At 46.1% G+C, this 21,356-nt stretch carries 26 protein-coding genes; 11 read left to right on the top strand and 15 right to left on the bottom strand.

Annotation, left to right across the window (positions count from 1 at the left end):
• Positions 1-50: 50 nt before the first annotated feature.
• Complete coding sequence (locus tag ONZ52_RS19360) at positions 51-1,037, top strand: IS110 family RNA-guided transposase (RefSeq protein WP_100188761.1); 987 nt, start codon at positions 51-53, stop codon at positions 1,035-1,037.
• 107 nt (positions 1,038-1,144) lie between these two features.
• On the opposite strand, the gene ONZ52_RS19365 is transcribed toward ONZ52_RS19360, so the two are convergent.
• From ONZ52_RS19365 to ONZ52_RS19390, 7 genes are all read right to left on the bottom strand, one after another.
• Entirely contained in the window at positions 1,145-1,597 is a 453-nt protein-coding gene (locus ONZ52_RS19365; RefSeq protein ID WP_265220277.1) for an REP-associated tyrosine transposase, read from the bottom strand.
• 81 nt (positions 1,598-1,678) lie between these two features.
• Positions 1,679-3,187, bottom strand: a complete 1,509-nt coding sequence (locus ONZ52_RS19370; protein WP_265220278.1) for a YjbH domain-containing protein — start codon at positions 3,185-3,187, stop codon at positions 1,679-1,681.
• Positions 3,075-3,902, bottom strand: a complete 828-nt coding sequence (locus tag ONZ52_RS19375) for a YjbH domain-containing protein (RefSeq protein ID WP_265220279.1) — start codon at positions 3,900-3,902, stop codon at positions 3,075-3,077. Before ONZ52_RS19375 ends, ONZ52_RS19370 begins: the two co-directional genes overlap by 113 nt.
• Entirely contained in the window at positions 3,902-4,657 is a 756-nt protein-coding gene (locus tag ONZ52_RS19380; RefSeq protein ID WP_265220280.1) for a capsule biosynthesis GfcC D2 domain-containing protein, read from the bottom strand. The genes ONZ52_RS19375 and ONZ52_RS19380 overlap by 1 nt, the downstream gene beginning before the upstream one ends.
• On the bottom strand, positions 4,654-4,923 hold the full coding sequence (locus tag ONZ52_RS25485) for a YjbF family lipoprotein (RefSeq protein ID WP_428981188.1): 270 nt from the start codon (positions 4,921-4,923) through the stop codon (positions 4,654-4,656). The genes ONZ52_RS19380 and ONZ52_RS25485 overlap by 4 nt, the downstream gene beginning before the upstream one ends.
• A complete protein-coding gene (locus ONZ52_RS19385) occupies positions 4,883-5,467 on the bottom strand; it encodes a YjbF family lipoprotein (RefSeq protein WP_265220281.1) in 585 nt (194 codons plus the stop codon). Before ONZ52_RS19385 ends, ONZ52_RS25485 begins: the two co-directional genes overlap by 41 nt.
• A 62-nt stretch (positions 5,468-5,529) precedes the next feature.
• Positions 5,530-5,922 carry a hypothetical protein gene (locus tag ONZ52_RS19390; RefSeq protein WP_265220282.1) on the bottom strand — a complete coding sequence of 131 codons (393 nt, stop codon included), beginning with the start codon at positions 5,920-5,922 and terminating at the stop codon, positions 5,530-5,532.
• Between the two features lie 375 nt (positions 5,923-6,297).
• Here ONZ52_RS19390 and ONZ52_RS19395 point away from each other — a divergent pair, with 375 nt between their 5' ends.
• From ONZ52_RS19395 to ONZ52_RS19415, 5 genes are all read left to right on the top strand, one after another.
• Positions 6,298-7,158, top strand: coding sequence for a capsule assembly Wzi family protein (locus ONZ52_RS19395; protein WP_265220283.1), 861 nt, complete (start codon positions 6,298-6,300; stop codon positions 7,156-7,158).
• Positions 7,100-7,666: a hypothetical protein gene (locus tag ONZ52_RS19400; protein ID WP_265220284.1), complete on the top strand. Its 567-nt coding sequence runs from the start codon at positions 7,100-7,102 to the stop codon at positions 7,664-7,666. Before ONZ52_RS19395 ends, ONZ52_RS19400 begins: the two co-directional genes overlap by 59 nt.
• 104 nt (positions 7,667-7,770) lie before the next feature.
• Complete coding sequence (locus ONZ52_RS19405) at positions 7,771-10,263, top strand: SLBB domain-containing protein (RefSeq protein ID WP_265220285.1); 2,493 nt, start codon at positions 7,771-7,773, stop codon at positions 10,261-10,263.
• Between the two features lie 253 nt (positions 10,264-10,516).
• A complete protein-coding gene (locus ONZ52_RS19410; RefSeq protein ID WP_265220286.1) occupies positions 10,517-11,047 on the top strand; it encodes a Wzz/FepE/Etk N-terminal domain-containing protein in 531 nt (176 codons plus the stop codon).
• A 32-nt stretch (positions 11,048-11,079) separates the two neighbouring features.
• On the top strand, positions 11,080-11,466 hold the full coding sequence (locus ONZ52_RS19415) for a GNVR domain-containing protein (RefSeq protein WP_265220287.1): 387 nt from the start codon (positions 11,080-11,082) through the stop codon (positions 11,464-11,466).
• Between the two features lie 157 nt (positions 11,467-11,623).
• On the opposite strand, the gene ONZ52_RS19420 is transcribed toward ONZ52_RS19415, so the two are convergent.
• Positions 11,624-12,121 carry a type II toxin-antitoxin system HicB family antitoxin gene (locus ONZ52_RS19420; RefSeq protein ID WP_265220288.1) on the bottom strand — a complete coding sequence of 166 codons (498 nt, stop codon included), beginning with the start codon at positions 12,119-12,121 and terminating at the stop codon, positions 11,624-11,626.
• A 91-nt stretch (positions 12,122-12,212) separates the two neighbouring features.
• The gene (locus tag ONZ52_RS19425; protein ID WP_265220289.1) at positions 12,213-12,869 is read right to left on the bottom strand and encodes an MBL fold metallo-hydrolase RNA specificity domain-containing protein; all 657 of its coding nucleotides are present in this window, start codon (positions 12,867-12,869) and stop codon (positions 12,213-12,215) included.
• 29 nt (positions 12,870-12,898) lie between these two features.
• On the opposite strand from ONZ52_RS19425, the gene ONZ52_RS19430 reads away from it, so the two are divergent.
• Positions 12,899-13,501 carry an MBL fold metallo-hydrolase RNA specificity domain-containing protein gene (locus tag ONZ52_RS19430; protein ID WP_321160374.1) on the top strand — a complete coding sequence of 201 codons (603 nt, stop codon included), beginning with the start codon at positions 12,899-12,901 and terminating at the stop codon, positions 13,499-13,501.
• 78 nt (positions 13,502-13,579) lie between these two features.
• Positions 13,580-13,981, top strand: coding sequence for a type II toxin-antitoxin system HicB family antitoxin (locus tag ONZ52_RS19435; protein WP_265220290.1), 402 nt, complete (start codon positions 13,580-13,582; stop codon positions 13,979-13,981).
• Between the two features lie 252 nt (positions 13,982-14,233).
• Here the strand turns inward: ONZ52_RS19435 and ONZ52_RS19440 are convergent, their stop codons facing one another.
• From ONZ52_RS19440 to ONZ52_RS19465, 6 genes are all read right to left on the bottom strand, one after another.
• Positions 14,234-14,407 carry a GNVR domain-containing protein gene (locus ONZ52_RS19440; RefSeq protein ID WP_265220291.1) on the bottom strand — a complete coding sequence of 58 codons (174 nt, stop codon included), beginning with the start codon at positions 14,405-14,407 and terminating at the stop codon, positions 14,234-14,236.
• Positions 14,373-14,864 carry a hypothetical protein gene (locus ONZ52_RS19445; RefSeq protein WP_265220292.1) on the bottom strand — a complete coding sequence of 164 codons (492 nt, stop codon included), beginning with the start codon at positions 14,862-14,864 and terminating at the stop codon, positions 14,373-14,375. Before ONZ52_RS19445 ends, ONZ52_RS19440 begins: the two co-directional genes overlap by 35 nt.
• Positions 14,842-15,183 carry a Wzz/FepE/Etk N-terminal domain-containing protein gene (locus tag ONZ52_RS19450; protein WP_265220293.1) on the bottom strand — a complete coding sequence of 114 codons (342 nt, stop codon included), beginning with the start codon at positions 15,181-15,183 and terminating at the stop codon, positions 14,842-14,844. Before ONZ52_RS19450 ends, ONZ52_RS19445 begins: the two co-directional genes overlap by 23 nt.
• Before the next feature lie 135 nt (positions 15,184-15,318).
• Positions 15,319-16,434, bottom strand: coding sequence for an SLBB domain-containing protein (locus ONZ52_RS19455; protein WP_265220294.1), 1,116 nt, complete (start codon positions 16,432-16,434; stop codon positions 15,319-15,321).
• Complete coding sequence (locus ONZ52_RS19460; RefSeq protein ID WP_265220295.1) at positions 16,391-17,824, bottom strand: SLBB domain-containing protein; 1,434 nt, start codon at positions 17,822-17,824, stop codon at positions 16,391-16,393. Before ONZ52_RS19460 ends, ONZ52_RS19455 begins: the two co-directional genes overlap by 44 nt.
• Positions 17,825-18,029: 205 nt before the next feature.
• On the bottom strand, positions 18,030-19,397 hold the full coding sequence (locus ONZ52_RS19465; protein ID WP_265220296.1) for a capsule assembly Wzi family protein: 1,368 nt from the start codon (positions 19,395-19,397) through the stop codon (positions 18,030-18,032).
• Between the two features lie 375 nt (positions 19,398-19,772).
• Between ONZ52_RS19465 and ONZ52_RS19470 the strand changes: the two genes are divergently transcribed.
• From ONZ52_RS19470 to ONZ52_RS19480, 3 genes are all read left to right on the top strand, one after another.
• Positions 19,773-20,165, top strand: coding sequence for a hypothetical protein (locus tag ONZ52_RS19470; protein WP_265220282.1), 393 nt, complete (start codon positions 19,773-19,775; stop codon positions 20,163-20,165).
• Positions 20,166-20,227: 62 nt separating this feature from the next.
• Positions 20,228-20,932: a YjbF family lipoprotein gene (locus ONZ52_RS19475; protein ID WP_265220297.1), complete on the top strand. Its 705-nt coding sequence runs from the start codon at positions 20,228-20,230 to the stop codon at positions 20,930-20,932.
• Between the two features lie 106 nt (positions 20,933-21,038).
• Positions 21,039-21,356: capsule biosynthesis GfcC family protein (locus tag ONZ52_RS19480; protein WP_265220298.1), on the top strand; the 318-nt coding region annotated here is incomplete at its 3' end.

Consider the following 21,356-nt stretch of genomic DNA (forward strand, 5'->3'; position numbering starts at 1 on the left):
TAGCACCCCAAGTAAGGGTGATGCTGCATGTACAAGGGGAGTAAATAGAGATGAAGGCTTTTATTGGCATTGATGTTGGTAAAGAAAAGTTAGATGTTAGTTGGTTACGCGACGTGGTCAAAAATAAGCAGAAAACCAAGGTCTTAAAGAACACAAAACAAGGCTATCAAGAATTAGTTGATTGGGTACTAAAGAATACAGGGTTAGAAGCTCAGAATATTGTTATTACGACAGAGCCTACTGGTATTTATAGCGAACCGTTGATGTATTTTTTATATGCCCAAGGATTTACTCTTTTACATGTAAACCCTGGAAAAGCAAAACAATATGCAAAATCATTAGGGCTAGTTCATAAGACTGATAAATCAGACGCCACAATGCTAGCTCGCTATGGTCATGACCAACAACATTCACTTTCAAGCTGGCAGCCAGAGCCGGTAGAAGCAAGAGAACTAAAGGCAATGATGCGTAGACTTGAAGCGCTAGAGCAAGATTTACAGCGTGAAGAAAACCGTTATGAAGCGGTAGGATTTTCAGGCGCATCCGCTCGGGTCGCTCAATCTCTCAAAGATATGATAGCAGTGTTAAAGGCTGAAATTGATAAACTCAAAAATGAAATCGATGAGCATATTGACAGGCATCCTCAATTGAAGAAGAACCGCCAATTACTTGAAAGCATAAATGGTGTTGGTGAAGTAACATCCCGAATAATGGTTTGTTTGCTGGCGTGTAAGCGGTTTAAGAGCGCAAAACAGCTGGCTTCTTATTTAGGCTTGATCCCCAAGCACAACGAATCTGGTAAACGGGCAGGAAAAACAACCTTGAGTAAGGAAGGGCCAGGCTATATCAGAGCGAAATTGTATATGGCCGCAATCGTAGCTGGTCAACACAATACCGATATAAAAGCGCAGAAGACGAGACTACTAAAGCAAGGCAAAACAAAAATGCAGGCGCTAGGTGCAGCGATGAGAAAGCTGTCACAAATATGTTTTGGCGTTGTTAAGAATCAAACAGAATATCAGCCTCAAGTTAGTTAAATAAAAACTTGAGGCTGGTCAGGAGAGATGGTATCTACAAAGAGATTGCCGCGCCTTCAGGCCGACAAAAAGTTGATCGCATCAAATCAAATATTTTTAAAGGAAAGCTATAAATACATTGAATTCCAAAAAGGGTAGTCTTTCACACTTTTAACTAATCCTTTTCGCAATGGGTTTGCGACAATGTATCTGGCAATATTTAGACGGTTTTCGTCGGCTCGTAATGCGCGGTCATAAAAGGAAGATTGCCATAAGTTGCCACTTTTCTGTCGATGTTTATTGATTTTAAACGCGCTGCTGCCTTTTAAGTTACCAACGATGGTTGATAATGTGGAGCTGTGATCATCAAGTTTTACTAAACCGTGGAAGTGATCTGGCATTAGAACCCATGTTAACCATGTGCATTTATGATGTTGTTGATTTGTATCTATCTGCTGGCAAAACAACTGAGCAAGAAAGAAGTCATCAAAGTACGGAACTCTATTAAGTGTATTAAAAGTAATGAAATATTCGCGGTTGGATTCTGAGAGCCTTCCTTTCCTTAGGTCATTCCATGACATAACGTCTCCTTTTAAACGTAATTTCTTGTCGCGCTAAAGCACGACCTACAAAGAGATTGTCGCGCTAAAGCACGACCTGCCTTAGTTTTGCGCAGGTCGTTGATACCAAGGGGATACCATGTCGGTTATGACAAATAAGCTATTGCGTTTGCTTAGCATTTGGCCGCCGTCGCGGGTAATAGGCTGCCAGTTTAGGCTGCCTCGGCTGTTGGTGGGTTTAAGTGAGACGGTGTCGAATGGTATAGACAAATAAAACCCTTTGGTAAAGCTACCTTCGCCGAAGTCTTCTGCGGACATGTTGGTTCGGCTGGCGTAGGCTCCGATAATCATGCCGCTGTCAAATTGCTTAGAAAAGTCAAAACGGGCGCCAACATCTGCGGCTAAGAATTTGCCCACATCCAAACGAAATAGGGTGTCTTCTAAGAATGACCATTCGGGTTGATAATACAAAGACAAATGCCCTGTGGTGCCTCTGGCAAGTACCTTGGTATTGTTACCGTAGGCGTTTTCATCAGAGAAAATACCAAAAACCGAGCTAGGGTCACGCTGAGAGACCGCGTTGATGTCCGCACCAATGGCCCAATTTGAGTTAGGCTGACGATACAATACTTCCGTGCCAACCCCAGCAAACATGGTTTCTAAATAACCAGCGTAGACTTGCTGATACCAATTGCTTGCGTAGCGATCAAACCAGGTTAGTTGCAGGTTATTTAAACTGACGTCGTTATCACTTACATAGGCCCGCACTAGAGTACGAACACGGTAATTAGATGTACCATCATCAGGGGTAGCGAAATTAAGCTTATCGTAGTTATCTAATAGATTAATAGACACAGAGCTTGATAGTTCCAAATGTCGGTTAAGCCAGTAAGATGCACCACCTTTCATGGTGAGGCTGTATATATAAAAGCTTTCTGGGCCGCCGAAGGATTGGCTTAAGTGCGGAGCAAAACCGTAACTGAAGCGTTCAACATTTTCGTACAAAGGATCATCATCAATGTCTTCTGGTGGCAGTTCAATAATGGCGTCTTTAATGGTTGGATTAATATAATCTACCGCCGCGATTTTACGATAAGCACGCGCTGATACCTTAGTCGACTTCACGGGAATATTGTTTGACTCTTCAATGATCTTGTAAGCGCTCACGTTGGTTGGCAAGTGGTTTGCCATGACGGCCGCGGCTCTTTCGGTGGCGACATCACGATCACGGTATTTTGTTTGTTGCGTGACAAAGGTTACCGCGTCGTTTTGTTGATACACTCTGCTGGTTTTATAGCCAGCCACGTCTTCTAATTCATGATCCAGAGCAGGCCAATCCACGTCATTCAGTGTGGCGGGTTGATCAGTGCCCATAGCGGGTAGCTCGTTGTCTATCCATGTGCCTTTCATGGAATTAAAGTTGGTGGACAGCGTAAAACCAAGCGCCACAGTGGTGCCGCGTTCATAACTTAAACGCAGATCAAAGCCATCGCTTACCTCATAAACCGCACCAAAGTTCCAAGGTGTTTTCGGGGTCATGTCTACACCGCCACGAGTAACCGGAACGTCTTGGCTGTAGTCGTTGCCGTCGTATTCTAATTTTAAGCGCAAGGGTACTGTAGGGCGTTTGATATTCGATACCGCCAAACAAAGAGGCACTGCCAGTAAACCAGCGTTGGTAGTCAATGGAACCACCATTATCTTGAGTATCTGAAATACGATCACAGAAGCGGTCGGCTGCATTACACAGTGGGTTACTAATATTGCCCTGGGTACCAAAATATCCCCAGCCTAGTCCTAGAGTAACGTCGAATTCGCCATAATGATCGGTTGAAAAGCGTTTGGTGGCAGCGAGAAATTCGCCATCAAACAACCCTGTACCACCAAGGTCGCGCAAACCAACGGATACTTCCGGTCGCCATTGGCTTTCTTTAAACAGCCTCAATTTAGCATCAATGCCTTTATCCGCGTACTTGGTGTCACCACTGAAGCTTTCACTGTCGCTGTACAGCAGATCTTCCACTTGAGTGTAACGAATGGTGGTTTCTAACCAAGGCATCAGCTGCAAAGATAAGGTATAAAACTTGTATTCACTGTTATCGTTGTAACCAAAACTGAACGCACCTTCGTCGGCCATGCGGCCAGACGGCATTTGGATTAAACCGACGCCGCCTAGATCCATTTGTGACGGTGTCAGTTGTGGTCCTTGAAACGGCAAAGCAAAATAGGCATCGTCCTCCGCCTGACTTTCAGCATACAGAGCGCCACTCAACAAAAAACCATAGCAGGCAAGAAAGGGTGTCACAGGGAAACGTTTAAATGACATTATAGCTCCAAGCGAAAAGCAAACAGTTGGGCGACATTGGCATTCAAATCGCGGTAGTCATCAGGCAAGTTTGCTAGCCCAATAAACACCATAGCGCCAGGGCTGAGAAAATATAAGGTGTTTTTCCATTGCAGGTCTTTAACTTGGTAAATGCTCCGGTCGGCCTGAATAACCCAAACCGAATCATAGGGCTGTTGAGATTTGCTAACGCCAGCGAATTGTGCCAAGTAGTCGTGAAGCTCACCATTTTTATTTAAGGGAATAGTCTTAATCTGGTTTTGTCTCGCGTCAAACACAGTAATGTGGGTTGGGCGCTTTGGCAGTGACAGTGAGTACTCACCTTTTATCGTGGGGTTAAGCTTGGGATTCATGCGAACCTTGGTAAGGTCGAAGACCATATCCTCGTGGTAAACCAAATTTAACCGATTGAGATGGTTTATGATGTGTTTTGCAGCAGGTGTGTTTATGGCAGCCAGTTGACGCAAAACAGTACTTTTTTGGTTGGTAACTATGGATTGTTTATTTGGATTGATCAATGCACTACCAAGTGGGTATATCAGGTAGTTGGTATGAGAATAAGCATCCTGCAAAAGTTGTGAAAAACGCACTTCTTGCGGATAAGACAGGGTGATTTGATTGTGTTGAAGCGTAATGATAGCGTTATCTGCTTTGGCATTCTGTGACAAAGTCACGAGACACAGCAAACCAGTCAGTAATAGCCCACGTAATCGAGGTGTCGTGCAAAGTAGCATCATGACGGTGAATCCTCATTGTCGGTTTGGGGTGTTATTACTGTGGTATTGTTAAGTGGCTCAATAAAGGGTTTCACCATGAGCATTTCGACTTTGTCCATGTTGGGTCCTAAATATTGGATACTTTTAACCACAAAGGGTCGAACGGTCGGCGCGTCGGGCGTAAGCCAAAAAAGATTGGTAAAGTGTGCATCTAGGTCGTTAAAGGTGACGGTTTCAGCGATCTGTTCAGCGTTTTGTTGCCACCGCTCGGTTATTACCGTGTCCATACCAAGAGAACGGGATGTGACTTGAGCGGTGAAGCCATATCGGTAACCGGGACCAATCGTACCTAGCGATCCATTGTGCTGTGCTACCTGGCTTAGGAATCATGCTGCCAAAATGATCTGTCACCATGCTATTGATATCAAAGCTTTCATTGTCAAAATGACTTGCCATGTTATTAGCAATGGGGGCGCTAGTAGATGCTAGCGTCTCTAAATTATCGCTGGTAAAGCCTACAGTGTGAATAATACGACCGTTTTCCGTGACAATGCTGCCAGAATCTTGACTGACCCAAGTAAGCCTATAAGCCTGAGTGGTCGTGTTGTAATCTACCGCGGCTAAAATCAAAAGCAAAGGTCGATAACTATTGATCGTGACGAGAGTGCTGGCATAAGGCAGGGAAGCAATGTACTCAGGAGTGATCGCGTTGTTTAAGCCAATTACTGCTTTTGCCGAGTCCAAGCTGCTTTTGAAGTTGGTTGAACAACCTGCCAAAGCCAATACTAGAATAAAAAAAGGAAGGTAAAGGTTATAAAAAAAAGAGCGCATGTCATGACCAATGAAAATGTAAAAAAACCACCCAATGAAAGCATTAGGTGGTTTAGAGGGGATTAGTTGGTATTAGTAGTCGTATTATTCCCCGTAGTACTTTGCGGCGAACTGGTTGTCGTTGACGCAACTGCTGCACTCACTGCCACTGCTGCCGCTGCCGCCGCTGCCGCTGCCAAACCACCTACTGCTGCTGCCGTCGCTGCACCAACACCGGCGGCTGCTACGCCAGCACCCGCTGCTGCTGCACCCGCACCCGCTGCGCCTGCAGCACCAGCTGCACCCGCACCCGCTGCGCTCGCACCAGCACCTGCGCCTGCTGCACCAGCACTAGCTCCTGCACCACCAGCTCCTGCACCACCAGCTGAAAAACTACCAGCACCAGTAGCCGCTTCACCATAAGCTTGGCTAGCTAGGCCAAGTGCTACAATTGTAGCTATTGTTACAAGTTTCATAATATTTCCTTATCATTTAAACATCGATGTTTGAAGATTAGACTTCCAGACCGATTTTAGATCATGTATTGTGACAATGTAAGTTATAGGAGTGATGTTTGTTAATTTTTTAATCACTTTTTCGGCATTTTTTAGCCTCTAGGGAGGGTGGTAATACAAAAACACGCCTTATTTAATAATTCATCCATATTTGGCATGAAAAACCAATCGTAAAAAAGTGTGCATAAAATGCCTTGCTTTGTGAAAGCATTGCGTAAGCCGCCTTTATTTTTGCCACGAATTACGACATTATAGGCGGCATCTTAATAATAGTCTGATACGAAGCATGCTCATGAAAGCGTTAACTCGATCAATACAAGGAAATGTGAGCTATTAATGTCCTCGCTTAACGTCAACAATATTCTGTCCCTGAGCACCACCAAATCGTACGTTTTAAAACATGGTTATGTTCGTCGTTGTCACGTTAATGACGCGGTTAGCAAGATATTACTGGTCCCTTTGGCAATGAGTGTGTCTGTGGCTAGCATGGCATCGCCATGGTTGGAAGCCAACGACCCGTTTTTGCGCTCTTCTTTAGTACTGTTGTCTGACGCCGGTCAGATGTCGTCGCCAGTCAACCATTATCCCATGCGTTGGTCCTTGTTTGGCGATGATCTAACCTATTTAAACCATGGTAGTGATGTTGTCGTCGTCGCCAATCAACAGCTACTTTATACGCTAAACACCGCCAAATTGAATCGTGGTAATCGCTTATTCAAAGTCGTCAATGGATCTAACTCCTCGTTACCATTGGGCTTTGGTCAGTTTAATGAAGACGAAAAAGGCGTATATACCAGTGTGGAAAGCCTAGGGAACGTGTTTTCTTATCGCCTAACGGCGGGTTACAGTGAGTATCAAGACGACACAAGCTTAAACCTAGACGACAGCTACTTTGCCTACAGCACGGGGGCTTGGCTCTGGTCTATTGGCAATGTGGATCGTTGGTGGGGACAAGGCTGGCAGCATAATCTTATTCTCGCTTCATACGCGAAAGCGGCTCCCGACGTTAGCGTCAGCTACATAGGCAAAAATTCTGTGTTGGGGGTGTGGAGTATCGAAAGCGTAGTGGCACAACCAGCCCACTCTGACTACGACTATCACAGTGCAACCCGTTTGGTATCAAAGCCGCTTTCGCGGTTTGAATACGGTATCACGTATCAAACTTGGTTTTTCAGGTATCAACTCTATTCAAGATGAAAAGCAGCTCGCAGTTGATGCGAAGCTGACCTTACCTAGCATTGCCAGTTTTTATCACAGTGTCTACGCCGAAGCGGCTTCAACATCCAATGAGTCTGAGCTGGGGGCTTGGTTATTTGGTTGGACAGGCAGCTTCCCACTTGGGGAAAATGTCGCTCGTATTGTGTTAGAATCTCAACAGACTAGCGATGCCCATGATACCACCCCGTGGTTGTCAGGCAGCTACCCATCAGTCACTGACAAGGTTGCCAACACAACCTATGAGCTAGACGACAGTGTCTCAGTTGCCCTGTATTTACAGCTTAAAAACGATCATCAAATAGGCATGAGTTACCAGAACGCCACCCTAGATAATGAAAGCATAAGAAGCACACAGTTTACCTATAATTTGCCTGCACTCGCCGGAATGGTGCGAATGGGAACGAGCTATCAACAGAGAAAAAACAACACAAATCAGAGCGATACGGATCAGCGTAACTTATGGGTTGGCTATGAATTTCGTTTTTAAATACATTGTTCCTAAACAAAAAGCATAAAAAAACAAAAAGCATAAAAAACAAATTCACACGAGCTAAGATCACACTTTAATTGAACCTAAATAGACCAGATAGCATGCGACTTAAAAAACGACTTTTACCGATACTAATGATGACGCTAGCGGGAAATCTGCTTGCTTTCACACCGACCGCAGAGCAGATTAGCCAGTTTCAGAGTTTGCCTCAAGCGCAACAAGAGGCGCTAGCCCGTCAATATGGTGTGGATCTTGGTTCTTTGACCGGAGGCGCGACCAATATAGGGTCAGCACCCGTGCAGCAAGCGCCAGTACTGGAGCCTGTCGTTAGCGAGGCGACATCGGCGCCTGTTGCTCAAGCGGCCGCAGATGACAGTGATGGTGTGCCGCTGTTTGGCTATGATGTGCTTGGTAACAATAGCTTAGGCCTAACCGTGGTAGACAACCTGCCTGTACCGTTAGATTATCAAATGGTACTCGGTGATGTGATCAGTGTACAGATTTTTGGTAAAAGTAATCAGAATCTATCTTTAGCGATAGACAGAGATGGCTCGATTAATCTCCCGGATATTGGCCCCGTGGCTGTAGCGGGTCAAACATTCGCGCAGTTACGTCAACAGCTCAATGATGTGATTAAAAACAAAACCATCGGGGTGGATGTGTCCGTCACCATGGGCGCGATGCGTACGATGCAAGTTTATATAGTCGGTGAAGCGATACAGCCTGGTGCTTACAATGTAAACGGTTTAACCACCATCACCCAAGCTTTGATCGCCAGCGGCGGCGTGAAAAAATCTGGCAGCTTGCGTCATATTAAATTAATGCGTAAAGGCCAAGTGATATCAGACTTTGATCTGTATGACCTATTGCTCAAAGGTGATACGTCAAAAGATTTGCGTTTATCATCGGGTGACACACTGTTTATTCCACTGCGTGACAACAGCATCACGATAGAGGGTCAAGTGGCTCGTCCTGCCGTGTATGAAACCAAGGGGGATACCACACTGGGACAATTATTGTCGTTAGCTGGTGGAGCAAAGCCCCAGGCGTATTTATCGCGAGTCAGTGTACGCCGAGCCAGTTCAAATGGGCTGCAGTTATTTACCTTAGACCTTGCTACTACAGCAGGCCAGAGATTTAAGCTAAAAAATGGCGATGACGTGAACTTGTCCGCAGCGGCCTCGTCGCTACGAAATGCCGTTGCTGTTCGTGGTGAAGTTGTTCGACAAGGTGCACTCAATTTTACGCCAGGTATGAAAGTCAGTGACGCCATAGGCTCTATGGATGATGGTCTAAAGCAAACCGCCGATCTTAACTACGCTTTATTGGTGCGAGAAGTGAATGCCAATCAAGCCATTGAAATCTACCAATTCAGCTTATTAGATGCCTTGACCAAACCGAACTCTGAGGCCAACTTATTACTGCAAGAAAAAGATCAAATTTTTGTATTTGATAACGGTTTGGAGCAAGACTATTGGTTTGGTTCCTATGCAAACAGCAAAGCAAAGCCTTCTGGGATAGATAAAGCGCGTGAAACCGTGGACGCAGAAACCGGTGCGGTCGTTGAGCAAAATGAAAGTTCGACACTGAACATTGCCGGGACGGAAGTAGCGTCCAACGCCGCAGAGCTGCGTAAAGCCAGTCGAGAAGCCTTGCTTAGACCCATTATGGATCGATTAAAAGAGCAAGCCAGTTACGGTAATCCAGCAAAACTGATCGAAGTGTCCGGGGCGGTCAAATTTCCGGGATTGTATCCTTTGGCTAAAAACGCCAATGTGGCGTCTTTACTTGCAGCGGCAGGCGGCTTGACACAAGAGGCCTACTTGGCGTCAGCTGAGCTAACACGTCGTAAAACCGAAGGCGATAGATCGGCGATAGATCGCATTAACTTTTCGTTAAAAGACGCCATTAGTGGTAAATACCCAATCGCCTTGAACGCACAGGATCATTTAATCATCAAATCTCAGCCAGGCTGGCAAGAAGGCATGGTGGTTGAGTTACAAGGGGAATTTGTTTTCCCTGGTACCTACACCTTTAGACGCGGTGAAACCCTAAAAGACGTAGTAGAGCGGGCCGGTGGTTTTACCGAGTTTGCGTATCCTTCTGGGGCGGTATTTAGTCGTGACAGCTTGAAGCGTCAAGAAGCAGAAAGACTGAAATTTATAAACGCGCAACTCAAACAAGAAATCAGCGCCATGTCTTTGCGTCGCCAAGGATCAACGTCGGTAGCTGACCCAGCGCAGGCCATCGCGGTGGTCGATCAGTTGGATAATGTGGTGCCAGTAGGGCGTTTGGTTATAGACCTAAACAAAGCGATGAAAGGTAATAATCTAGCGAACTTGATGTTAGAAAAAGGTGACAAGCTGTTTGTGCCTGCTCTTAACCCAGTGGTCAGCATCGTTGGCGAAGTGCAATTTGCTTCCAACCATACCTACAACCTGGTGTTGACAGTAGAGGATTACATTGCTTCGGCAGGGGGCACAAAACGTCAAGCAGACACAGACCGTATTTACATCGTCAAAGCAAATGGTTCGGTTGAATTACCAAACAACTCTTTCTGGTTTAGTCGTAATTCTGCACCATTAGAGCACTGAGTGATACCATCATAGTGCCGATCAACACAGATTACCTAGATGGCTTGAGTACCTTGTCGACAGCGACTCAGATACTGTACCAGATTGGTGTCGCATGGAGTGCGATCAAGGATTGATCTGATAAATCGCCATAAGGTGTAAAAAAGGGCGCGCCCAAATGCCAGTTGGCTTATTTAACTGACTGGCATCATTTGTTCCCTATAAACCAGCCCTTTTTCTATGCAGTGCACACTATATAAAGTGAAGAATGACAATGAACGATAATTACAACTTTCCTTCCCAGCCGTATCCGCACCATGATGACGAGATAGACCTGAAAGAACTGTTTCTCGCCCTATGGCGAGGCAAATGGATCATTATACTCATCACCTTTGTGTTTGCCGTCGGTGGCGTGTTATACGCGTTATCCCAACCCAATACCTACAAAGCGGAAGCGGTATTGGCTTCAGCAAATGATAACCAATCGGGTGGTTTGGCTGGTATGGCGGCGCAATTTGGCGGTCTCGCTTCTCTCGCGGGCATCAACCTAGGCGGTGGTGGTACAGACAGCAAAGCCATGGCGCTCGCGGTATTGCAGTCGCGTCAATTCATTAACGCTTTTATCAACAAATACGACTTACTTGTACCGCTCATGGCCGGTGAAAAATGGAGTGAGTCTACTGATACTCTGGTACTGGACCCTGAAATATACGACCCTGAAACGAAAACTTGGCTGCGTGAAGTTGAGCCTGGAAAATCGCCAATACCAACCGATTGGGAAGCTTACAAAGAGTTCAAAAACTGATCGCCGTATCCGAAAGCAAAGACAACGGCCTAGTGACCCTGTCTATCACGCACTTGTCCCCCACCATAGCCAAACAATGGGTAGACTGGCTAGTGACAGATCTAAACGCACGGGTGAAAAAAGAATCGCTAGACGAAACCCGTCGCAATATTGGCTACCTAGAAGAGCAAATTAAAAAAACCAGCATATCAGACATGCAATCTGTCTTTTATCAACTGATAGAAGAGCAAACCAAAAACCTCATCGTTGGCACAAGTACAAGACGAAGATTCGCCTTTAAAACCATAGACCCAGCCGTTGTCCCTGAAGAAAAAGCCGGCCCCAAACGCGCCCTCATCTGCGTACTCGCCGTATTACTCGGCGGCATGCTCGGCATGGCAATCGTACTCATACGCTACGCCTTCGCCAAAAAAGACTAATTTTTATGTAGGTCGGCCTTTAGGCCGACCAAAAAAGATCACATCGAACCAACGCTCTTGTCGCGCTAAAGCACGACCTACAAAAAACAACACCATCGTCACAATCCAACACCGGATAACGGTCGAGCCTCCCTCATCCGGTCTACGCTTGCATTCGTTACTTCATCTGCATATAACGATCGGCGGCTTTTGCTAAAAAATCAGACCGGTGTTTAAATGCATGATGAAAGCCGACATAGGCATCAACTCGTGCTAAAAGTGGTTCAGATAAGGTGATGTTGACGCGTTTTTGTTTACCTTTTAAACCTTCGACAGGCACTTCAATGGCTAACCATTCGGTCAACGCAGGGTGCTTAGCACGATAATCAGCAAACCCGGTATTTAATGTTGATAGCATATGTCCATTAGCGATGACCTCTTCGGCCATTAAAAGAATCACTTCTTTGGCACGATACAACACTTCGCCTTGCTCATCGGCGGCAGAAACGCAACCATATCCTAATTCTTCAAACACCGGAACAATAATACCCCACGCCGTGTTGTTGTCCTGTGGGCGTTCTATACCAACCATAAATAACATAATCACCTCGTTTACCTTGCCTGACAAACACACATCCATTGTCTTTGAGCTGTTTAAAAGATCCTTTGAGTTCATGTTTACATCCTTATGCCGAACTGGTTTCCTTGGATCAGGATAAACTATACACGCGTAAGTATGATTCGAGTTTTTCTACGGCACGATGACGTCACATGTCGGAGTGTGCCTGTTCAATCAGGCCTTTCAATGTCTGCTTGGCGCGATCGTCACCATGCACCAAATGCACTTTTCGGGTCGACACTCGCATGCCTTTTATAAAATTTAATAAATCCCCTTGCCCCGCGTGGGCGGAATAACCGCTGATTTGTTGTACCTTGGCTTTGATGGGATATCGCTCGCCATCGAACATCACATAGCCATTGGGTTGATCGTGATAACGCAAAATATCTCGTCCTGGTGTGCCCGCAGCCTGATAACCCACAAACAGCACGTCGTTACGTTCATCGCCTAATAACGCCTTCAAATAATTCACGATACGTCCACCGGCGCACATGCCCGATGCGGCAATCACAATGGCAGGACGGGTTTGACGTTGCAGGTAAGACACGGTTTGCAGATGAGTGTCATGATCGTCTATCGTCGTCACTTGTTCAAAACTCAACGGATGCCGCCCCGCCTTCCCCCGGCGTTTCGCTTCGGCATCCCAGTAGGGTTCAAGGGATCGATAAACACGGGTAAAACGGCTAGCAAGCAGGGAGTCGATAATAATATCCATGTCTTTCCAACGAAGAGGCACACCAGAACGCGTTTGGCTCACGGCTTTTTGCTTGTTCTGATGAATAATATGCTCTAACTCATAAAGCAATTCACGGGTGCGGCCAAACGCGTTCTGGTGTGCCTCTTCGTTGGGAAGACATGGATATTATTATCGACTCCCCGCTTGCTAGCCGTTTTACCCGTGTTTATCGATCCCTTGAACCCTACTGGGATGCCGAAGCGAAACGCCGTGTGAAGGCGGGGCGGCATCCGTTGAGTTTTGAACAAGTGACGACGATAGACGATCATGACACTCATCTGCAAACCGTGTCTTACCTGCAACGTCAAACCCGTCCTGCCATTGTGATTGCCGCATCGGGCATGTGCGCCGGTGGACGTATCGTGAATTATTTGAAGGCGTTATTAGGCGATGAACGTAACGACGTGCTGTTTGTGGGTTATCAGGCTGCGGGCACACCAGGACGAGATATTTTGCGTTATCACGATCAACCCAATGGCTATGTGATGTTCGATGGCGAGCGATATCCCATCAAAGCCAAGGTACAACAAATCAGCGGTTATTCCGCCCACGCGGGGCAAGGGGATTTATTAAATTTTATAAAAGGCATGCGAGTGCGACCCGGAAAAGTGCATTTGGTGCATGGTGACGATCGCGCCAAGCAGACATTGAAAGGCCTGATTGAACAGGCACACCCGACATGTGACGTCATCGTGCCGTAGAAAAACTCGAATCATACTTACGCGTGTGTATAGTTTATCCTGATCCAAGGAAAACCAGTTCGGTATAAGGATGTAAACATGAACTCAAAGGATCTTTTAAACAGCTCAAAGACAATGGATGTGTGTTTGTCAGGCACGGTAAACGAGGTGATTATGTTATTTATGGTTGGTATAGAACGCCCACAGGACAACAACACGGCGTGGGGTATTATTGTTCCGGTGTTTGAAGAATTAGGATATGGTTGCGTTTCTGCCGCCGATGAGCAAGGCGAAGTGTTGTATCGTGCCAAAGAAGTGATTCTTTTAATGGCCGAAGAGGTCATCGCTAATGGACATATGCTATCAACATTAAATACTGGGTTTGTTGATTATCGTGCTGAGTACCCTGCGTTTACCGAATGGTTAGCCATTGAAGTGCCTGTCGAAGGTTTAAAAGGTAAACAAAACGTGTCAACATCACCTTATCTGAACCACTTTTAGCACGAGTTGATGCCTATGTCGGCTTTCATCATGATTTAAAGACCGGTCTGATTTTTTAGCAAAAGCCGCCGATCGTTATATGCAGATGAAGTAACGTGTGTTTTCGTAGACCGGATGAGGGAGGCTCGACCGTTATCCGGTGTTGGATTGTGACGATGGTGCTATGTTTTTTGTAGGTCGTGCTTTAGCGCGACAAGAGCGTTGGTTCGATGTGATCCTTTTTGTCGGCCTAAAGGCCGACCTACATAAAAATTAGTCTTTTTTGGCGAAGGCGTAGCGTATGAGTACGATTGCCATGCCGAGCATGCCGCCGAGTAATACGGCGAGTACGCAGATGAGGGCGCGTTTGGGGCCGGCTTTTTCTTCAGGGACAACGGCTGGGTCTATGGTTTTAAAGGCGAATTCGTCTTGTACTTGTGCCAACATAACGGTTTTTGGTTTGCTCTTCTATCAGTTGATAAAAGACAGATTGCATGTCTGATATGCTGGTTTTTTTAATTTGCTCTTCTAGGTAGCCAATATTGCGACGGGTTTCGTCTAGCGATTCTTTTTTCACCCAGGCGTTTAGATCTGTCACTAGCCAGTCTACCCATTGTTTGGCTATGGTGGGGGACAAGTGCGTGATAGACAGGGTCACTAGGCCGTTGTCTTTGCTTTCGGATACGGCGATCAGTTTTTTGAACTCTTTGTAAGCTTCCCAATCGGTTGGTATTGGCGATTTTCCAGGCTCAACTTCACGCAGCCAAGTTTTCGTTTCAGGGTCGTATATTTCAGGGTCCAGTACCAGAGTATCAGTAGACTCACTCCATTTTTCACCGGCCATGAGCGGTACAAGTAAGTCGTATTTGTTGATAAAAGCGTTAATGAATTGACGCGACTGCAATACGCGCGAGCGCCATGGCTTTGCTGTCTGTACCACCACCGCCTAGGTTGATGCCCGCGAGAGAAGCGAGACCGCCAAATTGCGCCGCCATACCAGCCAAACCACCCGATTGGTTATCATTTGCTGAAGCCAATACCGCTTCCGCTTTGTAGGTATTGGGTTGGGATAACGCGTATAACACGCCACCGACGGCAAACACAAAGGTGATGAGTATAATGATCCATTTGCCTCGCCATAGGGCGAGAAACAGTTCTTTCAGGTCTATCTCGTCATCATGGTGCGGATACGGCTGGGAAGGAAAGTTGTAATTATCGTTCATTGTCATTCTTCACTTTATATAGTGTGCACTGCATAGAAAAAGGGCTGGTTTATAGGAACAAATGATGCCAGTCAGTTAAATAAGCCAACTGGCATTTGGGCGCGCCCTTTTTACACCTTATGGCGATTTATCAGATCAATCCTTGATCGCACTCCATGCGACACCAATCTGGTACAGTATCTGAGTCGCTGTCGACAAGGTACTCAAGCCATCTAGGTAATCTGTGTTGATCGGCACTATGATGGTATCACCAGGCTCTAATGGTGCAGAATTACGACTAAACCAGAAAGAGTTGTTTGGTAATTCAACCGAACCATTTGCTTTGACGATGTAAATACGGTCTGTGTCTGCTTGACGTTTTGTGCCCCCTGCCGAAGCAATGTAATCCTCTACTGTCAACACCGGGTTGTAGGTATGGTTGGAAGCAAATTGCACTTCGCCAACGATGCTGACCACTGGGTTAAGAGCAGGCACAAACAGCTTGTCACCTTTTTCTAACATCAAGTTCGCTAGATTATTACCTTTCATCGCTTTGTTTAGGTCTATAACCAAACGCCCTACTGGCACCACATTATCCAACTGATCGACCACCGCGATGGCCTGCGCTGGGTCAGCTACCGACGTTGATCCTTGGCGACGCAAAGACATGGCGCTGATTTCTTGTTTGAGTTGCGCGTTTATAAATTTCAGTCTTTCTGCTTCTTGACGCTTCAAGCTGTCACGACTAAATACCGCCCCAGAAGGATACGCAAACTCGGTAAAACCACCGGCCCGCTCTACTACGTCTTTTAGGGTTTCACCGCGTCTAAAGGTGTAGGTACCAGGGAAAACAAATTCCCCTTGTAACTCAACCACCATGCCTTCTTGCCAGCCTGGCTGAGATTTGATGATTAAATGATCCTGTGCGTTCAAGGCGATTGGGTATTTACCACTAATGGCGTCTTTTAACGAAAAGTTAATGCGATCTATCGCCGATCTATCGCCTTCGGTTTTACGACGTGTTAGCTCAGCTGACGCCAAGTAGGCCTCTTGTGTCAAGCCGCCTGCCGCTGCAAGTAAAGACGCCACATTGGCGTTTTTAGCCAAAGGATACAATCCTGGAAATTTGACCGCCCCGGACACTTCGATCAGTTTTGCTGGATTACCGTAACTGGCTTGCTCTTTTAATCGATCCATAATGGGTCTAAGCAAGGCTTCTCGACTGGCTTTACGCAGCTCTGCGGCGTTGGACGCTACTTCCGTCCCAGGCAATGTTCAGTGTCGAACTTTCATTTTGCTCAACGACCGCACCGGTTTCTGCGTCCACGGTTTCACGCGCTTTATCTATCCCAGAAGGCTTTGCTTTGCTGTTTGCATAGGAACCAAACCAATAGTCTTGCTCCAAACCGTTATCAAATACAAAAATTTGATCTTTTTCTTGCAGTAATAAGTTGGCCTCAGAGTTCGGTTTGGTCAAGGCATCTAATAAGCTGAATTGGTAGATTTCAATGGCTTGATTGGCATTCACTTCTCGCACCAATAAAGCGTAGTTAAGATCGGCGGTTTGCTTTAGACCATCATCCATAGAGCCTATGGCGTCACTGACTTTCATACCCGGCGTAAAATTGAGTGCACCTTGTCGAACAACTTCACCACGAACAGCAACGGCATTTCGTAGCGACGAGGCCGCTGCGGACAAGTTCACGTCATCGCCATTTTTTAGCTTAAATCTCTGGCCTGCTGTAGTAGCAAGGTCTAAGGTAAATAACTGCAGCCCATTTGAACTGGCTCGGCGTACACTGACTCGCGATAAATACGCCTGGGGCTTTGCTCCACCAGCTAACGACAATAATTGTCCCAGTGTGGTATCCCCCTTGGTTTCATACACGGCAGGACGAGCCACTTGACCCTCTATCGTGATGCTGTTGTCACGCAGTGGAATAAACAGTGTGTCACCCGATGATAAACGCAAATCTTTTGACGTATCACCTTTGAGCAATAGGTCATACAGATCAAAGTCTGATATCACTTGGCCTTTACGCATTAATTTAATATGACGCAAGCTGCCAGATTTTTTCACGCCGCCGCTGGCGATCAAAGCTTGGGTGATGGTGGTTAAACCGTTTACATTGTAAGCACCAGGCTGTATCGCTTCACCGACTATATAAACTTGCATCGTACGCATCGCGCCCATGGTGACGGACACATCCACCCCGATGGTTTTGTTTTTAATCACATCATTGAGCTGTTGACGTAACTGCGCGAATGTTTGACCCGCTACAGCCACGGGGCCAATATCCGGGAGATTAATCGAGCCATCTCTGTCTATCGCTAAAGATAGATTCTGATTACTTTTACCAAAAATCTGTACACTGATCACATCACCAGGTACCATTTGATAATCTAACGGTACAGGCAGGTTGTCTACCACGGTTAGGCCTAAGCTATTGTTACCAAGCACATCATAGCCAAACAGCGGCACACCATCACTGTCATCTGCGGCCGCTTGAGCAACAGGCGCCGATGTCGCCTCGCTAACGACAGGCTCCAGTACTGGCGCTTGCTGCACGGGTGCTGACCCTATATTGGTCGCGCCTCCGGTCAAAGAACCAAGATCCACACCATATTGACGGGCTAGCGCCTCTTGTTGCGCTTGAGGCAAACTCTGAAACTGGCTAATCTGCTCTGCGGTCGGTGTGAAAGCAAGCAGATTTCCGCTAGCGTCATCATTAGTATCGGTAAAAGTCGTTTTTTAAGTCGCATGCTATCTGGTCTATTTAGGTTCAATTAAAGTGTGATCTTAGCTCGTGTGAATTTGTTTTTTATGCTTTTTGTTTTTTTATGCTTTTTGTTTAGGAACAATGTATTTAAAAACGAAATTCATAGCCAACCCATAAGTTACGCTGATCCGTATCGCTCTGATTTGTGTTGTTTTTTCTCTGTTGATAGCTCGTTCCCATTCGCACCATTCCGGCGAGTGCAGGCAAATTATAGGTAAACTGTGTGCTTCTTATGCTTTCATTATCTAGGGTGGCGTTCTGGTAACTCATGCCTATTTGATGATCGTTTTTAAGCTGTAAATACAGGGCAACTGAGACACTGTCGTCTAGCTCATAGGTTGTGTTGGCAACCTTGTCAGTGACTGATGGGTAGCTGCCTGACAACCACGGGGTGGTATCATGGGCATCGCTAGTCTGTTGAGATTCTAACACAATACGAGCGACATTTTCCCCAAGTGGGAAGCTGCCTGTCCAACCAAATAACCAAGCCCCCAGCTCAGACTCATTGGATGTTGAAGCCGCTTCGGCGTAGACACTGTGATAAAAACTGGCAATGCTAGGTAAGGTCAGCTTCGCATCAACTGCGAGCTGCTTTTCATCTTGAATAGAGTTGATACCTGAAAACCAAGTTTGATACGTGATACCGTATTCAAACCGCGAAAGCGGCTTTGATACCAAACGGGTTGCACTGTGATAGTCGTAGTCAGAGTGGGCTGGTTGTGCCACTACGCTTTCGATACTCCACACCCCCAACACAGAATTTTTGCCTATGTAGCTGACGCTAACGTCGGGAGCCGCTTTCGCGTATGAAGCGAGAATAAGATTATGCTGCCAGCCTTGTCCCCACCAACGATCCACATTGCCAATAGACCAGAGCCAAGCCCCCGTGCTGTAGGCAAAGTAGCTGTCGTCTAGGTTTAAGCTTGTGTCGTCTTGATACTCACTGTAACCCGCCGTTAGGCGATAAGAAAACACGTTCCCTAGGCTTTCCACACTGGTATATACGCCTTTTTCGTCTTCATTAAACTGACCAAAGCCCAATGGTAACGAGGAGTTAGATCCATTGACGACTTTGAATAAGCGATTACCACGATTCAATTTGGCGGTGTTTAGCGTATAAAGTAGCTGTTGATTGGCGACGACGACAACATCACTACCATGGTTTAAATAGGTTAGATCATCGCCAAACAAGGACCAACGCATGGGATAATGGTTGACTGGCGACGACATCTGACCGGCGTCAGACAACAGTACTAAAGAAGAGCGCAAAAACGGGTCGTTGGCTTCCAACCATGGCGATGCCATGCTAGCCACAGACACACTCATTGCCAAAGGGACCAGTAATATCTTGCTAACCGCGTCATTAACGTGACAACGACGAACATAACCATGTTTTAAAACGTACGATTTGGTGGTGCTCAGGGACAGAATATTGTTGACGTTAAGCGAGGACATTAATAGCTCACATTTCCTTGTATTGATCGAGTTAACGCTTTCATGAGCATGCTTCGTATCAGACTATTATTAAGATGCCGCCTATAATGTCGTAATTCGTGGCAAAAATAAAGGCGGCTTACGCAATGCTTTCACAAAGCAAGGCATTTTATGCACACTTTTTTACGATTGGTTTTTCATGCCAAATATGGATGAATTATTAAATAAGGCGTGTTTTTGTATTACCACCCTCCCTAGAGGCTAAAAAATGCCGAAAAAGTGATTAAAAAATTAACAAACATCACTCCTATAACTTACATTGTCACAATACATGATCTAAAATCGGTCTGGAAGTCTAATCTTCAAACATCGATGTTTAAATGATAAGGAAATATTATGAAACTTGTAACAATAGCTACAATTGTAGCACTTGGCCTAGCTAGCCAAGCTTATGGTGAAGCGGCTACTGGTGCTGGTAGTTTTTCAGCTGGTGGTGCAGGAGCTGGTGGTGCAGGAGCTAGTGCTGGTGCAGCAGGCGCAGGTGCTGGTGCGAGCGCAGCGGGTGCGGGTGCAGCTGGTGCTGCAGGCGCAGCGGGTGCGGGTGCAGCAGCAGCGGGTGCTGGCGTAGCAGCCGCCGGTGTTGGTGCAGCGACGGCAGCAGCAGTAGGTGGTTTGGCAGCGGCAGCGGCGGCAGCGGCAGCAGTGGCAGTGAGTGCAGCAGTTGCGTCAACGACAACCAGTTCGCCGCAAAGTACTACGGGGAATAATACGACTACTAATACCAACTAATCCCCTCTAAACCACCTAATGCTTTCATTGGGTGGTTTTTTTACATTTTCATTGGTCATGACATGCGCTCTTTTTTTTATAACCTTTACCTTCCTTTTTTTATTCTAGTATTGGCTTTGGCAGGTTGTTCAACCAACTTCAAAAGCAGCTTGGACTCGGCAAAAGCAGTAATTGGCTTAAACAACGCGATCACTCCTGAGTACATTGCTTCCCTGCCTTATGCCAGCACTCTCGTCACGATCAATAGTTATCGACCTTTGCTTTTGATTTTAGCCGCGGTAGATTACAACACGACCACTCAGGCTTATAGGCTTACTTGGGTCAGTCAAGATTCTGGCAGCATTGTCACGGAAAACGGTCGTATTATTCACACTGTAGGCTTTACCAGCGATAATTTAGAGACGCTAGCATCTACTAGCGCCCCCATTGCTAATAACATGGCAAGTCATTTTGACAATGAAAGCTTTGATATCAATAGCATGGTGACAGATCATTTTGGCAGCATGATTCCTAAGCCAGGTAGCACAGCACAATGGATCGCTAGGTACGATTGGTCCCCTGGTTACCGATATGGCTTCACCGCTCAAGTCACATCCCGTTCTCTTGGTATGGACACGGTAATAACCGAGCGGTGGCAACAAAACGCTGAACAGATCGCTGAAACCGTCACCTTTAACGACCTAGATGCACACTTTACCAATCTTTTTGGCTTACGCCCGACGCGCCGACCGTTCGACCCTTTGTGGTTAAAAGTATCCAATATTTAGGACCCAACATGGACAAAGTCGAAATGCTCATGGTGAAACCCTTTATTGAGCCACTTAACAATACCACAGTAATAACACCCCAAACCGACAATGAGGATTCACCGTCATGATGCTACTTTGCACGACACCTCGATTACGTGGGCTATTACTGACTGGTTTGCTGTGTCTCGTGACTTTGTCACAGAATGCCAAAGCAGATAACGCTATCATTACGCTTCAACACAATCAAATCACCCTGTCTTATCCGCAAGAAGTGCGTTTTTCACAACTTTTGCAGGATGCTTATTCTCATACCAACTACCTGATATACCCACTTGGTAGTGCATTGATCAATCCAAATAAACAATCCATAGTTACCAACCAAAAAAGTACTGTTTTGCGTCAACTGGCTGCCATAAACACACCTGCTGCAAAACACATCATA

This window comes from Marinomonas rhodophyticola (genome assembly GCF_026113935.1).
GTDB classification, from domain to species: domain Bacteria; phylum Pseudomonadota; class Gammaproteobacteria; order Pseudomonadales; family Marinomonadaceae; genus Marinomonas; species Marinomonas rhodophyticola.